Annotated in this window: 12 protein-coding genes; 9 read left to right on the top strand and 3 right to left on the bottom strand. The window is 71.6% G+C overall.

Annotated features, from left to right (window positions below):
* Nucleotides 1-60: 60 nt before the first annotated feature.
* Nucleotides 61-351, bottom strand: a complete 291-nt coding sequence (locus NWFMUON74_RS17945) for a hypothetical protein (protein WP_187683029.1) — start codon at nt 349-351, stop codon at nt 61-63.
* A 214-nt stretch (nt 352-565) separates the two neighbouring features.
* Here NWFMUON74_RS17945 and NWFMUON74_RS17940 point away from each other — a divergent pair, with 214 nt between their 5' ends.
* On the top strand, nt 566-2,119 hold the full coding sequence (locus NWFMUON74_RS17940) for an acyl-CoA carboxylase subunit beta (protein WP_187683028.1): 1,554 nt from the start codon (nt 566-568) through the stop codon (nt 2,117-2,119).
* Nucleotides 2,120-2,125: 6 nt separating this feature from the next.
* Here NWFMUON74_RS17940 and NWFMUON74_RS17935 read toward each other — a convergent pair whose 3' ends face one another.
* Nucleotides 2,126-3,220 carry a Gfo/Idh/MocA family protein gene (locus tag NWFMUON74_RS17935; RefSeq protein ID WP_187683027.1) on the bottom strand — a complete coding sequence of 365 codons (1,095 nt, stop codon included), beginning with the start codon at nt 3,218-3,220 and terminating at the stop codon, nt 2,126-2,128.
* A gap of 83 nt (nt 3,221-3,303) precedes the next feature.
* Here NWFMUON74_RS17935 and NWFMUON74_RS17930 point away from each other — a divergent pair, with 83 nt between their 5' ends.
* The 4 genes from NWFMUON74_RS17930 (at nt 3,304) to NWFMUON74_RS17915 (ending at nt 8,323) form a co-directional block, all read left to right on the top strand.
* Nucleotides 3,304-3,894: a TetR/AcrR family transcriptional regulator gene (locus NWFMUON74_RS17930; protein WP_187683026.1), complete on the top strand. Its 591-nt coding sequence runs from the start codon at nt 3,304-3,306 to the stop codon at nt 3,892-3,894.
* Nucleotides 3,895-3,972: 78 nt separating this feature from the next.
* Entirely contained in the window at nt 3,973-4,986 is a 1,014-nt protein-coding gene (locus tag NWFMUON74_RS17925) for an NADP-dependent oxidoreductase (RefSeq protein WP_187683025.1), read from the top strand.
* 113 nt (nt 4,987-5,099) lie between these two features.
* Nucleotides 5,100-5,549 (top strand): hypothetical protein, encoded by a 450-nt coding sequence (locus NWFMUON74_RS17920; protein ID WP_187683024.1) that lies wholly within the window; start codon nt 5,100-5,102, stop codon nt 5,547-5,549.
* A 65-nt stretch (nt 5,550-5,614) separates the two neighbouring features.
* Nucleotides 5,615-8,323: an ATP-binding protein gene (locus NWFMUON74_RS17915; protein WP_187683023.1), complete on the top strand. Its 2,709-nt coding sequence runs from the start codon at nt 5,615-5,617 to the stop codon at nt 8,321-8,323.
* Between the two features lie 3 nt (nt 8,324-8,326).
* Here the strand turns inward: NWFMUON74_RS17915 and NWFMUON74_RS17910 are convergent, their stop codons facing one another.
* Complete coding sequence (locus NWFMUON74_RS17910; protein ID WP_187683022.1) at nt 8,327-8,920, bottom strand: TetR family transcriptional regulator; 594 nt, start codon at nt 8,918-8,920, stop codon at nt 8,327-8,329.
* 156 nt (nt 8,921-9,076) lie between these two features.
* Between NWFMUON74_RS17910 and NWFMUON74_RS17905 the strand changes: the two genes are divergently transcribed.
* The 4 genes from NWFMUON74_RS17905 to NWFMUON74_RS17890 all read left to right on the top strand — a co-directional run bounded on the left by NWFMUON74_RS17905 (nt 9,077) and on the right by NWFMUON74_RS17890 (nt 12,804).
* Nucleotides 9,077-9,697: a hypothetical protein gene (locus NWFMUON74_RS17905; protein WP_342452765.1), complete on the top strand. Its 621-nt coding sequence runs from the start codon at nt 9,077-9,079 to the stop codon at nt 9,695-9,697.
* A gap of 169 nt (nt 9,698-9,866) precedes the next feature.
* Entirely contained in the window at nt 9,867-11,276 is a 1,410-nt protein-coding gene (locus NWFMUON74_RS17900) for a glyceraldehyde-3-phosphate dehydrogenase (RefSeq protein ID WP_425300742.1), read from the top strand.
* Between the two features lie 143 nt (nt 11,277-11,419).
* Nucleotides 11,420-11,710 carry an acyl carrier protein gene (locus tag NWFMUON74_RS17895; protein WP_232110422.1) on the top strand — a complete coding sequence of 97 codons (291 nt, stop codon included), beginning with the start codon at nt 11,420-11,422 and terminating at the stop codon, nt 11,708-11,710.
* On the top strand, nt 11,707-12,804 hold the full coding sequence (locus NWFMUON74_RS17890) for an acyl-CoA dehydrogenase family protein (protein WP_187683020.1): 1,098 nt from the start codon (nt 11,707-11,709) through the stop codon (nt 12,802-12,804). Before NWFMUON74_RS17895 ends, NWFMUON74_RS17890 begins: the two co-directional genes overlap by 4 nt.
* Nucleotides 12,805-12,810 lie beyond the last annotated feature (6 nt).

The raw sequence follows: 12,810 nt of genomic DNA, 5'->3' as shown, positions 1-12,810 counted from the left end.
CGCCGCGATGAAGCTCGGCAAGCTGATCTCTCGAAACGCCTAGTGGGAGACCGGGCGGTCTCAGACTTCCCGGAAGGCGTCGGCGCGGTGCGACAGCCGCTCGGCGAACGTTTCCGTCCAGGCCGCCGACTCCGGCTCATCGACGACGTCGGGCCTGCGCCGCACGGGCGGCAGCCCCGGATGGTCGTCGGCGCGCAGGGTCCTGCCGGGCGCCGTGCGCGCCGCCAGTAGTCGCACTCCCCACGCGACGTAGGCGTCCACGCCCATGCCCGCGCATTCGGCCGCGTCGCTCAGCTCCAGCCAATCGGCTTCGTCCACCGTGACGGTCACCGTGATATCCCTGGTCGACATGCATCACCACCGTAGTCCTGTCGAGGTCGCCGCACACCCCGCCACCCCCAGGACGGAGAAAGTCACCGCACCGCCGCGGTTGTTGCATGTGTGAGCCCGATGCGGATTCCGCTGTGAGTGCTCCGGTTATCCGGCTCGAGGGGGGTGCGGCGGTGTCGATACCGCTTAACGTGCGCTGGGCACAGCGGAAGTGGCTCGGAAGGTGGCACAGGGCGTGGTCGGTACCCAGGCGAAGCTCGACGAACTGGTGAAACTGCTGGCGGTCGCGACCGAACCGGCGGGGGCGGCCGGGATCGCGAAGCGGCGGAAGAAGGGCATTCCCAGCGTGCGGCGGCGCATCGAGATGTTGCTGGACCGGGGAACCTTCGTCGAGACCGGTGCGCTGGCCCGGCAGCCCGGCGACCCGGACGCCCTCTACGGTGACGGTCTGGTCACCGGCCGCGGGCTGATCGACGGCCGGCCGGTGGTGGTGATCGCGCACGACCAGACGGTGTACGGCGGATCGGTCGGCATCACGTCGGCGCGAAAGTTCGTGCGCGCCTTGCGCCTGGCGTTCGACAACGCCTGCCCGGTGGTGACCATCAACGACTCCGGGGGTGCGCGCATCCAGGACGCGGTCGGGTCGATCGCGTCGTTCGGCGACATCTCGCGGGCGCTGGAGCGGCTGTCGGGGTACGTGCCGCAGGTGTCGATCATTCTGGGCAAATGCGCCGCGGGCTCGGTATACGGGCCGATCAACACCGATGTGCTGATCGGCACCGAGCAGTCCTACATGTTCGTCACCGGGCCCGAGGTGATCAAGGCGGTCAACGGCGAGGACATCTCCGCCGAGGAACTCGGCGGTGCGAAGGTGCAGGCCGAACGCGGCACGCTGCACCACGTCGCGGCCACCGAGCGGGAGGCCTACGACTGGGCCCGCGCCTACCTGAGTTACTTCCCGTCGAGCTGTCTCGAGCTGCCGCCGATCGTCAATCCCGGGCTGGAACCGGAGATCACCGACACCGACCGCGAACTCGACCGGATCATCCCGGATTCCGACCGCGCCGGATACGACATGCACGAGATCCTGCTGCGCATCTTCGACGACGGCGAATTCCACGAGGTCCGTGCCGCTTTCGCGCCGAATCTGATCACCGGCTTCGCCCGCGTGGACGGCTTCCCGGTCGGCGTGATCGCCAATCAGCCGCTGGTGCTGGGTGGTTCGATCGACGCCGCCTGCTCGGACAAGTCGACCTATTTCATCCGGCTGTGCGACGCGTTCAACCTCCCGCTGGTGTTCGTCGCGGACACCCCCGGCGTGCTGCCGGGCCTCGAGGAGGAGCGCAACGGCGTGATCATCCGCGGCGGCCGGGTGCCGCGGGCGATCATCGAGGCGACGGTGCCGATCGTCAATCTCGTGGTGCGCAAGTCCTACGGCGGCGCCTACGGCATGATGGCGGCCCGGCAGGTGGGCGCCGACATCAGCCTGGCCTGGCCGACGGCGCGCATCGCCGTGATCGGCGCGGAGAGCGCGGTGGATCTGGTCGGCAAGCGGCAGCTGGCGGCGGTGCCGGAGGACCAGCGGGAAGCGGCGCGCCAGTTCCTGATCAATCAGTACAACGAGACCGTCGCCACCCCGTGGATCGCCGCCGAACGGGGCTATATCGACGCGGTCATCGAGCCGTCGCGCACCCGCCTGGAGATCCGCCGCGCACTGCGCCTGCTGCGCGACAAGCGCCCGGTGCTGCCGGTCGCCAACCCGCGCAAGCACCCGCTGTATCCGATGTGAGGCGTCTCAGGAGACCGGAACCCGCCGTCCCGTGTGCGCCGCGGCGCGCACGGCGTCGAGCACCCGGTGCACGCGAACGCCGTCACCGAAGGTGGGGACCGTCGCGGCACCGGTCCGGATATCCTGTGCCAGAGCCGAATACAGGCGCGCGACGTTACCGGGCTCGATCCCGATCGGCATCGCCGCCAGTGGATCCGCGCCGTCGAGTGGCTGCCACTCGCCGCCCCGGGAGCCCAGCAGGCGCAGCTCGCTCAGCGAGATGCCGCCCGGCCCGCCGGCACCGGAGACGATCGCCAGATCCCCTGCGGTACCCGCGATTTCGATCCGGGTGCGGCCGTTGGTCACCTTGGAGTCGTGGATGTGCGCCGACACCACGATGCCCGCGGCCGTGGCGGCGTCGAGCAGCAGGTGGCCCGGACTGGTGACCTCGACGTCGCCGACTCCTTCGACCACCGCCCGGGAGTGGTGGCGGGCGAGCCGGGCGGACACGTCGGTGAACCGGCCGATCAGATATTCGACCGCGTCGAGCGTGTGGCCCCCGAGGACCTCCACGACACCCGCACCGGTGCGCCGATCCAGGGTGTAGGCCGCCCAATCCGGCACCTCCGTGCCCGCGCCCAGCTGCCGGGTGGCGTACACCGTCGCCGAAACGACCTCGCCGACATAGCCTTCCGCCAGCAGCCGGCGGGCTCGCGCGACGGCGGGGGAGTACCGGGTCTGCAGACCGACCGCGTGGTGGACGCCCGCGGCCGCGGCCAGTCCGGCCAACTCCTCGGCTTCGGCGGTGTGCAGGGCGAGCGGCCATTCGCAGTAGACGTGCTTGCCCGCCGCCAGCGCCAGGCGGATCAGTTCCGCGTGCGCGGGCACCTTCACCGTGATCGCGACCAGATCGACGCCGGGATCCTCCGCGAGCTCGCGTGGATCGGCGTAGGCGTGCGCCGCGCCGAACAGCCGGGCCGCCCGCTCGGCGCTCTCGAGTCGGCTGGTGCCGACGGCGGTGATCCGGTAATCCGCCAGCGCCCCTAGCGCGGGCACATGCGCGCGCACCGCCCAGCCGCGGTCGGGGCTGGCTCCGACGATGCCCACTCGGATGGAATCCATGGTCGTTCCCTCAGATAAACGGACCTTTCGAGTCCGTTTATACCGAAGCGGACTCGTCGAGTCCAGTTGCTAAGCTGGCGGGCGTGACCAGCGCTGTCGATCGACTACTCGCCGCCGAGCCGGGGACGGGCCCGCGCGCCGACGCCCGCCGCAATCTGGAGCGCCTGGTCGCGGCGGCGCGATCGGCGTTGGCCGAGGTCGGCGTCGAGGTCACCGCGCAGGAGATCGCCCAGCGCGCGGGCGTCGGCAAGGGCACCTTCTATCGGCGGATCCCCTCGCGGGAAGCGCTGTTGCACGCGGTGCTAGAGGAGGTGCTGGGAGAGACCATCGCCGCGGCGGACCGCGCGCTCGCCGACCCCGACCCGTGGCGCGGATTCACCGAATTCGCCCGCGTGTACGTGCGGCTGCGCGCCGAGAGCTGCGGCGCGAACGAGGCGCTCGGCGGCGCGGGCGTTCCGGGGCTGGATCGCCTGCTGGCCGAGATACGCACGCGGATGAGGATTCTGGTGGAGGCCGCGCAGCACGCGGGCGCACTGCGCCGCGACATCGCCTGGGAGGACGTGGCTTTCCTGCTCGCGGGTGTCTCGACCGACGCCCACACCCTCGGCCTGCGCAGCGCCGCCGACCAGTGGAGCCGCAATCTGCGCATAGTCCTCGACGGGCTCGGCGCCTAACTGTGCTGTCACCGGGCCTCCGGCGGACCGTGGGAAATCGAGTCGGCGCCGCGCCGCGCGGCGGCTAGCATCTGGCCGGTGACGAACGAGGTCAACAGGCAATGGATACTGCGCCGTCGACCGGACGGACCGGTGCGCGACGACGATTTCGAACTGCGCCGCAACGCGATTCCCGTTCCGGGTCCCGGCGAGGCGCTGATCCGGGTGCGGTGGCTGAGCATCGATCCGACCCAGCGCGGCTGGCTCAACGACGCCGACAACTACATCGACGCGGTGCCGCTGGGCGAGGTGATGCGCGGCGGCGGTGTCGGACAGGTCGTGTCCTCGAACACCGCGGCGTTCCCGGTGGGCGGCTGGGTCGCCGGAATGCTGGGCTGGCAGGACTATGCCGTGGCCGCCGAGGGCGGGCTGTTCGGCGTGAACGCCGTCCCCGACGGGGTGCCGCCGAAGCTGATGCTCAGCGTGTTCGGCGCGCCGGGACTGACCGCCTACTTCGGCATGATGGATGTCGGCGGTGCCGAATCCGGGCAGACGGTGCTGGTCTCGGCGGCGGCGGGCGCGACCGGGTCGCTGGCCGGTCAGATCGCGAAAGCCCTGGGGTGCAAGGTGATCGGCATCGCGGGTGGCCCGGCCAAATGCGCATGGCTCACCGAGACGGCCGGTTTCGACGCCGCCATCGACTACCGCGGCGACGACATCGACGCCCGCCTCCGCGAGCTGGCGCCCGCCGGTGTCGATGTGTTCTTCGACGGCGTGGGCGGCGACATCCTCGAGCACGGCCTGGCTCATCTCGCGCCGCGGGCCCGGGTCGTGCTGGCCGGGGCCGTCTCATCGGGATACCGGGGCGTCGACCCGCCCGGCGGCCCGCGCAACTACATGCAGCTCGCGTTGCGGCGGGCCCGCATGGAGGGCTTCATCTTCCTCGACTACCTCGACCGGTTCCCGGAGGCCTTCGCGGCCCTGCTCGGCTGGTACCGCAGCGGCAAGCTGACCGTCGCCGAAACGGTCGGCGCGGGACTGGAATCCGCGCCGCGCGCCCTGCGCGCCCTGTTCGAGGGCGGCAACCTGGGTAAGCAACTGGTCGAGGTGTGATCGCCGCCGACACCAGTATCGCGACCGATGCGGGTACTGATAGGCCCGGCCGTACCTTCGTGCTCGTGAGCCGCCGCGACCGTGCGGCGGCCGGGCAGAGGAGATGACCGGAGATGACCGAACACCCGCACCAGGATCCGCAACTCGCCGCGCTCGACCGGCTGGTCGGGACCTGGAAGGTCACCGGCGGCGCCGAGGGCGTCGTCACCTACCGCTGGATGACCGGCGGCTACTTCTTGATCCAGGAGGTGGAGTTGGAACAGTACGGGGAGCGCATCGAGGGCATCGAGGTGATCGGACGCGAACGGCCCTACGGGGCGGACGCGCCGAGCGCCGACATCAAGAGCCGCTTCTACGGCAACAAGGGCGACACGCTGGACTACGTGTACGAGCTGGACGGCGACGTGCTCACCATCTGGGCCGGCGAGAAGGGTTCCCCGGCCTACCTGCGGTCCACCTTCGACGCGACCGGGGACGTGCTGAGCGGTGCCTGGGTGTACCCCGGCGGAGGTGGCTACGAGAGCACCTCGACGCGCGTCGCGCCGGGACAGTCCGCCCGGTAGCGCGTATTCGCCGCGGGTGCACCGTGGCAGGCGGTGCACCCGGGCCGGATTGTTACTGTTCTCCCGTGGTTCTCGGGCGTGCGGAGGAGCTGGCGCGGGTCGACCGGCTGCTGGCCGACGCCCGTGCCGGGACCGGGGGAGCGCTGGTGATCCGCGGCGACGCGGGCATCGGGAAGACGGTGCTGCTCGACCACGCGGCCCGCGCGGCCGACGATATGCGAGTGCTGCGCGGCGTGGGCATCGAGTCGGAGGTGTCGGTGCCCTTCGCCGGTCTGCATCTGCTCCTGCATTCCTGTCTCGACCGGATCGACGCCCTGCCCGAACCGCAGGCGCGGGCACTGCGCGCCGCCTTCGGCCTCGGCGACGGCGGTGGCGGGCGGTTCCTGATCGGCGCCGCCACCCTGTCGCTGCTGTCCGAGCTGGGCGGGGACGGACCCGTCGCCTGCCTGATCGACGACGCCCACTGGTTCGACCCGGCCTCGCTGGACGCCCTGCTGTTCGCCGCCCGCCGCCTCGGGCAGGAACCGGTGGCCGTGCTGTTCGCCGTGCGCGAGGGCGCGGGGCACTTCCCGGCGGCCGGGCTGGACACGATGCCGCTGCCCGCCCTGGACCGCGCCGGTGCGACGGCCCTGCTCGATCGGCGCGCCCACGACCTCGCCGATCCGATGCGCGCTCGCATCCTGGCCGAGGCACACGGAAACCCGCTCGCCATCATCGAATTCACCGCCGCGCTGACCGGCCGCGGCGGTCACGGCTGGTCGCTGCCCGTCGAACCGCTGCCCGTCGCGCGGCAGGTGCAGGACGCCTTCCGCGCCCGGATCGGCGAACTGCCGGAGGCGGCACAGCGCATGCTGGTGCTGGTCGCGGCCGACGACACCGCCGACCCGGCGGTGGTGGTGCGCGCGGGCGAACGACTGGGGCTCACCGCCGCCGACCTCGAACCGGCCGAGCGCGCCACCCTGCTCGAATTGTCCGCCCGCGCAGTCACATTCCGGCACCCGCTCATCCGCGCCGCCGCCTACCAGGGCGCGCCACGCGGCTGGCGGCTGGCCGCCCATCGGGCCCTCGCCGACACCCTGACCGGACAGCCGTACGCCGATCGCCGTGCCTGGCATCTGGCCGCGGCCGCCACCGGACCGGACGAAACCGCCGCGGCCGCCTTGGAAACGGCCGCGCACCGGGCCCAGCGCCGCGGCGGATCGTCCGCCGTGGCGCTCGCCCTCGAACGCAGCGCCGAGCTGAGCGCCGACCCGGACCGCCGGAGCCGCCGCCTGGTCGGCGCCGCCCGCGCGGCCTACGACGCCGGCGAGCTCGACCGCGCCACCGAGTGTGCCCGCGCCGCAGCCGATCTCACCACCGCCCCCGACACGCTGGCCGAGGCCACCTGGATACGCGCACAGCTCGCCTACGAACGCGACTCGCCCGCGGCGGCCGCCGCGCTGATGGTGCGCGGCGCCACCCCGATCGTCGGAACCCAACCGGCACAAGCGGTCTCCATGCTGACCGACGCCATCGGGTGCGCCAAGGACGGCGGTGCGCACGACCTGGTGCGGGCGGCCGCGCGGCTGCTCGCCGACGTCTCGCTGGAGCCCGGCTCCGAGCTGGAGCCCGTGGTCGCCGGAATGACCGGGCTGGCAGCGCTTTTCGACGGAAACGCCGCCACGGGGCACAGCGGCATGCGCGCGTTCGTGACCGCCGCGCTGGACGGCCGCGTGACCGGCCGGGTGGAGCTGGTGCTGGCGGGCTACCTGGCGCTGATCGTCGACGACCGGGCCGCGACCGAGGTGCTGACCGGCCTGATCGCCGACGCCCGCCGATCCGGTGCGCTGGGCTGGCTGCCCTACGCCCAGGAACCGCTCGCCATCGCGCTGCTGCTGCGCGGCCGGTTCCGCGACGCCGAGGCCGCGGTGACCGAGGCCCTGTCGGTGTCCGCGGATCTCGGCCAGGACACCAAGACGACGACGATGAGCGCCATCCCGGCCTGGCTGGCCGCCGTCGCCGGAGACGCTGCCGCCTGCCGCGACCACGCGGAAACCATGCTGCGCCACCGGACACGCCACCCCACCAACGCCGCCCTGGCCACCTGGGCCTTGGGTCTGCTCGAACTCGGCGGCGGCCGGTTCGAGGCCGCCGCCGACCGGCTGGACGTCGTGTGCTCGGGTCCGGGCCGGCGCGACTTCCTCGTCCGCGCCGTTCCCGATCACGTGGAAGCGGCCGTGCGCAGCGGCCGGACCGCCTGGGCGGCACGATATCTCGACAACCTGACCGACTGGGCCGAGCACACCGGGCAGCCCGCCGCTGCCGCCCTGGTCCACCGCTGCCACGCGCTGCTGTCGGCCGACCCCGAAACCCATTACCGCGCAGCGCTGTCGCGGCACGACGACGCCGACTGCCCGTACGACCACGCCCGGACCGCGCTGCTGTACGGCGAGTGGCTGCGCCGCCAGCGGCGCCGCACCGATGCCCAGGCCCGGTTGACCACGGCCCTGCACGCCTTCGAACGGCTCGGCGCCGCGGGCTGGGCCGAGCGGGCGCGCGCCGAACTGGCCGCCCTCGGCGACCGCCCGGTCGCCCGGCCGCACGACCACGACCCCACCGCGCGGCTCACACCCCAGGAACTGCAGGTCGTCCGATTGGCGGCGGCCGGGCTCAGCAACCGGGACATCGCCGCGCAGCTGTTCCTCAGTCCCCGCACGGTCGGCCACCACCTGTACCGCGCCTACCCGAAACTCGGCGTCACCAAGCGCACCGAACTGGCCCGGCTCGCCCTCTGACGATCAGCCGCGCCGCAGTCCGGTGAACGTCACCGCCAGTGCCAGCAGGCGGTCGGTGAGCACCAGCGGATCGGGTTCGCGCTCCCGGTCGGCGAGCAGCCAGTCGTCGATGACCGCCATGACCCCGCCGACGACGAAGGTGCCGGCGACCGCCGCGTCCCGCGGCGGCAGGGCATCGAGAATCGGCACCGGAGTCTGGCGGTGCAGCTGATCGAAGGACCGGATGGCGGCGGTGCGCAGGGCGAAGCTGCACGAACCGGTGACCAGCGCTCGATAGAAGCGATGATGCACCGCCAGATGCCGAGCCGCCGCCAGCACCCGCGCCCGCAGCGTATCCGCGCCGAGGTCGGGAAACAGCGGATACAGCTCGCGCTCGGCCAGCTCCACGGCGGCCGCGGCGAGCAGCGAATCCCGGTCTCCGAACTGCAGATACACCACCTGCCTGCTGACCCCCGCCGCCTCGGCGAGGTCGGTCACCGCGATCGATGTCGTGCCGCGCTCGGACACCAGCCGCACCGCGGCCGCCAGCAGCGCGGCGCGAGTGCGTTGCACACGCCGATCGCCGACGGCGGTGACCTGCGAAGAGTCGGTCGCCATCGCTACAAGATAGACAGCTGTGAGAAAATTGACAAGTGTAAAATAGAGTATTAGATTCTCCGCCGAGTGCAAGACGGCACTCGAGTGTTTGCTAACCGGCCAAGGTCGCCCGAGAAGACAGCCCGGCGGCTCCCGCCGGGAAGGGACGTCCGCATCGTGGCTGACGACAGCATGCATACGGCCGATTTCGGTTCACCCCGCCTCGGCGGGACCGGCCTGGGCCGGGTGCACCGGCTACCGGATTTCGCGTCGTCGCCGCGCCCGCGCCCGGCGCGATACCGGCTCGACGTGGTCGCCGCGAACATCGTGGACGTCGTCGAGCACGCCGGCGGCTGGCTGTTCGACCGGGCGGTGGCGGGGTGGGAGGTCACGGTGCTCGTCGTGGACTGCTGCGATGCGCGCCCGCTGCGGATTCTCGGGGCCGAGCTGCTGGAACTGGAGCCGGTGCTCGCCGCCCGCGGCGGCGGCCGCCTCCCGCAGGCGCTCGCGGTCGCCACGAGTCTGTGCGCGCACGACCCGCGCACCCGGCGCGGTCTGCTGAACGCGCTGGGACACAAGGCGACCGAGGTGGTGCTGTGGGGTGAGGGCCGGCCACCGCGCCCGGCGCACGACGCCACGCCGGTCCTGCACACCCTCAGCGTCGCCGCGCGCGCCTTCAAGGCCCATGCCCTGGCCGCGGCGGGCAGGCCGACGCTCATCGGCGCGACGGAGACGTTCCTGCGCGCGGGTCTGCCCACCGGTCCCTCGCCCGGCGCGGACCTCCGGCCCGCCTCCTGACCGGTCGGCGGCGTCGGGCTACCGCGTCCTCACCGCCGGGTAGGCGGTCTCGGTGATATCGCGGCCCTCATTAGCATCGGAGCCGCGAACCCATCGAGGAATCCGAGGACCTGCCTTGACTACCGAACACCTTGACCGCTGGAACGCCCAGGAAGCCGCCGCGGAGGCGATGATTCCCCTCATCGGCACGCTGTACCGGGCGAAGGGCGTGACGATTCTGCTGCACAGCCGGTCGCTGGTGAACAAGTCGGTGATCAGCATTCTGCGCACGCACCGCTTCGCCCGCCAGATCGAGGGGGAGGAATTGTCGGTGGACGAGACGCTGCCGTTTCTGCGCGCGCTGAGCGAACTGGATCTGGGGCCGTGCAAGATCGATCTCGGCCAATTGGTCACGGCGTATCGCGCCGACGCGCGCGGTGTGCCGGTCCGCGATTTCGCCGAGACGGTGCTGGCGGAGGTGACCAATGGCAACAAGACGCGGTCGCCGGGCCCCCGCGATGTCGTGCTGTACGGGTTCGGCCGCATCGGGCGGCTGGTCGCGCGGTTGCTCATCGAGAAGGTCGGTTCGGGCAACGGGCTGAATCTGCGTGCCGTGGTGGTGCGCCGGGGCGGCGACGGTGATCTGGTGAAACGCGCGTCGCTGCTGCGCCGCGATTCGGTGCACGGACAGTTCAACGGCACCATCAAGGTTGATACCGACAACGACACGATCATCGCCAACGGGAATGTCATCAAATTCATCTACAGCGACGATCCGGCGACGGTCGATTACACCGAGTACGGAATCGCCGACGCCATTCTGATCGACAACACCGGCAGATGGCGCGACCGCGCGGGGTTGTCGCGGCATCTGCGTCCCGGTATCGCGAAGGTCGTGCTCACCGCGCCGGGTAAGGGCGATGTGCCGAATATCGTGCACGGCGTCAATCACCGCGAACTGGACCTGTCGCAGCGGATCTTCTCGTGCGCGTCCTGCACGACCAACGCGATCGTGCCGCCGCTCAAGGCCATGGACGACGAGTACGGCATCGTCCGCGGCCACGTGGAGACCGTCCATTCGTTCACCAACGACCAGAACCTGCTGGACAATTATCACAAGGCCGACCGCCGCGGCCGGTCCGCGCCGTTCAATCTGGTGCTCACCGAAACCGGCGCGGCGTCGGCGGTGGCGAAGGCGATGCCGGAGTTCAAGGCCAGAATCACCGGCAATTCGATTCGCGTTCCCACCCCGGACGTCTCGGTCGCGATCCTGAATCTGCAACTCGAACGCGAAACCACCAAAAGCGAGGTGCTGGCCTATCTTCGGCGCGTATCGCTGGCCGGGCCGCTGAGCCGCAACCTCGATTACACCGCCGCCACCGACGCGGTCTCCAGCGATTTCATCGGATCGCGCGCGGCCTCGATCATCGACGCCAATGCGACGATCGTCGAGGGGGACACCGCGATCCTGTACGTCTGGTACGACAACGAATTCGGTTACTCGTGCCAGGTGGTGCGGACGGTGCAGTACATCTCGGGCATCGAATATCCGATCTATCCGCGGCTGGATCGCGCGCTGACCGCCGCCGACGCCCGGTAACGCTCCGCTCGCATCGGCGATAGCGCGGCACCCGCCGTGCCGTCAGCCCGTGGAAACCGGGGCTTGCCGGTGGTCACGGCCCGTGTTGTGGTGATCTGCGGGCGACGGCACAGGCCACTCGCCGCCGAGACGAGGCTGGAGAGGTGAGGGTGGTCGCGGAACATGTGGAGCGCGTGGCCGAGCACGGCGCGGGGCCGGTGGCGGAGCTGCTGGCGTACTTCGGCTCGATCGCCTCGGTCGAATTGACCGCCGAGGACGACATTTTCGCGCTGGGACTGGTGAATTCGCTGCGGGCGCTGGAGATCGTGGTGCACGTGGAGCAGACCTACGGCATCACGGTCGAGGTGGAGGATCTCGATCTCGGGAACTTCCGCACCGCGGCCCGCGCGGCCGCGTTCGTCGAGCGCAAGCGGTCCGGGGCCGGACAGCCGTGATCGACCCGGAGAAGGTGGTGGCGGCCGCCGAGGCGGACGCCGCCCGATGGGACCGCGACGGCGTGCCGGACGAGATGATCGCGCTGGTGGCCCGGGCCGGGCTGCTGGGCGCGGATCGCCCGGCCGCGTTCGGGGGTGGCGGCGTCGACGCGCACGAACTCGGCCGGTTGGCCGCGACGCTCGGCGCATGCTGCACGAACCTGCGTTCGCTGGTCACGGTGCACACCATGGTCACCGCGGCGGTGGACCGGTGGGGCACCGCCGAGCAGCGCGGCGACTGGCTGCCCCGGCTCACCGGCGGCGAGCTGATCGCGGCGCTGGCCGCGACGGAGGCGGGTGCGGGGACCGAACTATCCGCCGTCGCAACGTCTTTCGAACCGGACGGGACGGACCGGCTGGTGTCCGGGCACAAGCTGTGGGTCACATTCGGGCAGGCCGCCGACGTCTTCCTGGTCCTGGGCCGCGCCGCGGGCGGCCTGTGCGCCGCGCTCGTCGACCGTGACCGCCCCGGTGTGTCCGTGGAACCGGTGCGGGATCAGCTGGGACTGCGCGGCGCGCGCCTGGCCCACATCCGCTTCGACCGCGTGCGGATACCCGCCGCCCGGCTGCTCGCGCCGCCGGGCTTCGGCCTGTCCCACGTCGTCGGCACGGCACTGGACCACGGCCGGTTCACCGTGGCGTGGGGCTGCGTCGGGCTCGCGCGGGCCTGCCTGGCCGATGCCGCCGCGCACGCCGCCACCCGCCTCCAAGGCGACACCGTCCTGGCCGAACACCAGCTGATCCGCGCCGCACTGGGCCGCTGCTGGGTGGAAATCGCGGGCGCGCAGGCGCTGTGCGAGCGCGCGGCGGCCGCGCGCGCCGCCGGATCGCCGGAAGCGATCGTCGCGACCATCGCCGCCAAATACGCCGCGGCGCGCGCCGCGGCCACGGTGAGCGAACAGGCGGTGCAGGTGCTCGGCGCCGCGGGCTGCGCGCCGGACAGCCGCGTCGGCAGGTTCTACCGCGACGCCAAGGTCATGCAGATCATCGAGGGCGCGCAGGAGGTCGCCGAGGTGACCATCGGAGAACGGGTGCTGCGGGGTGGCGCGTGGTGAGCGCCG

This window comes from Nocardia wallacei (assembly GCF_014466955.1).
Taxonomy (GTDB): domain Bacteria; phylum Actinomycetota; class Actinomycetes; order Mycobacteriales; family Mycobacteriaceae; genus Nocardia; species Nocardia wallacei.
Note: the sequence above shows the minus strand (reverse complement) of the source record. Positions and strands in the feature narration are given on the sequence as shown.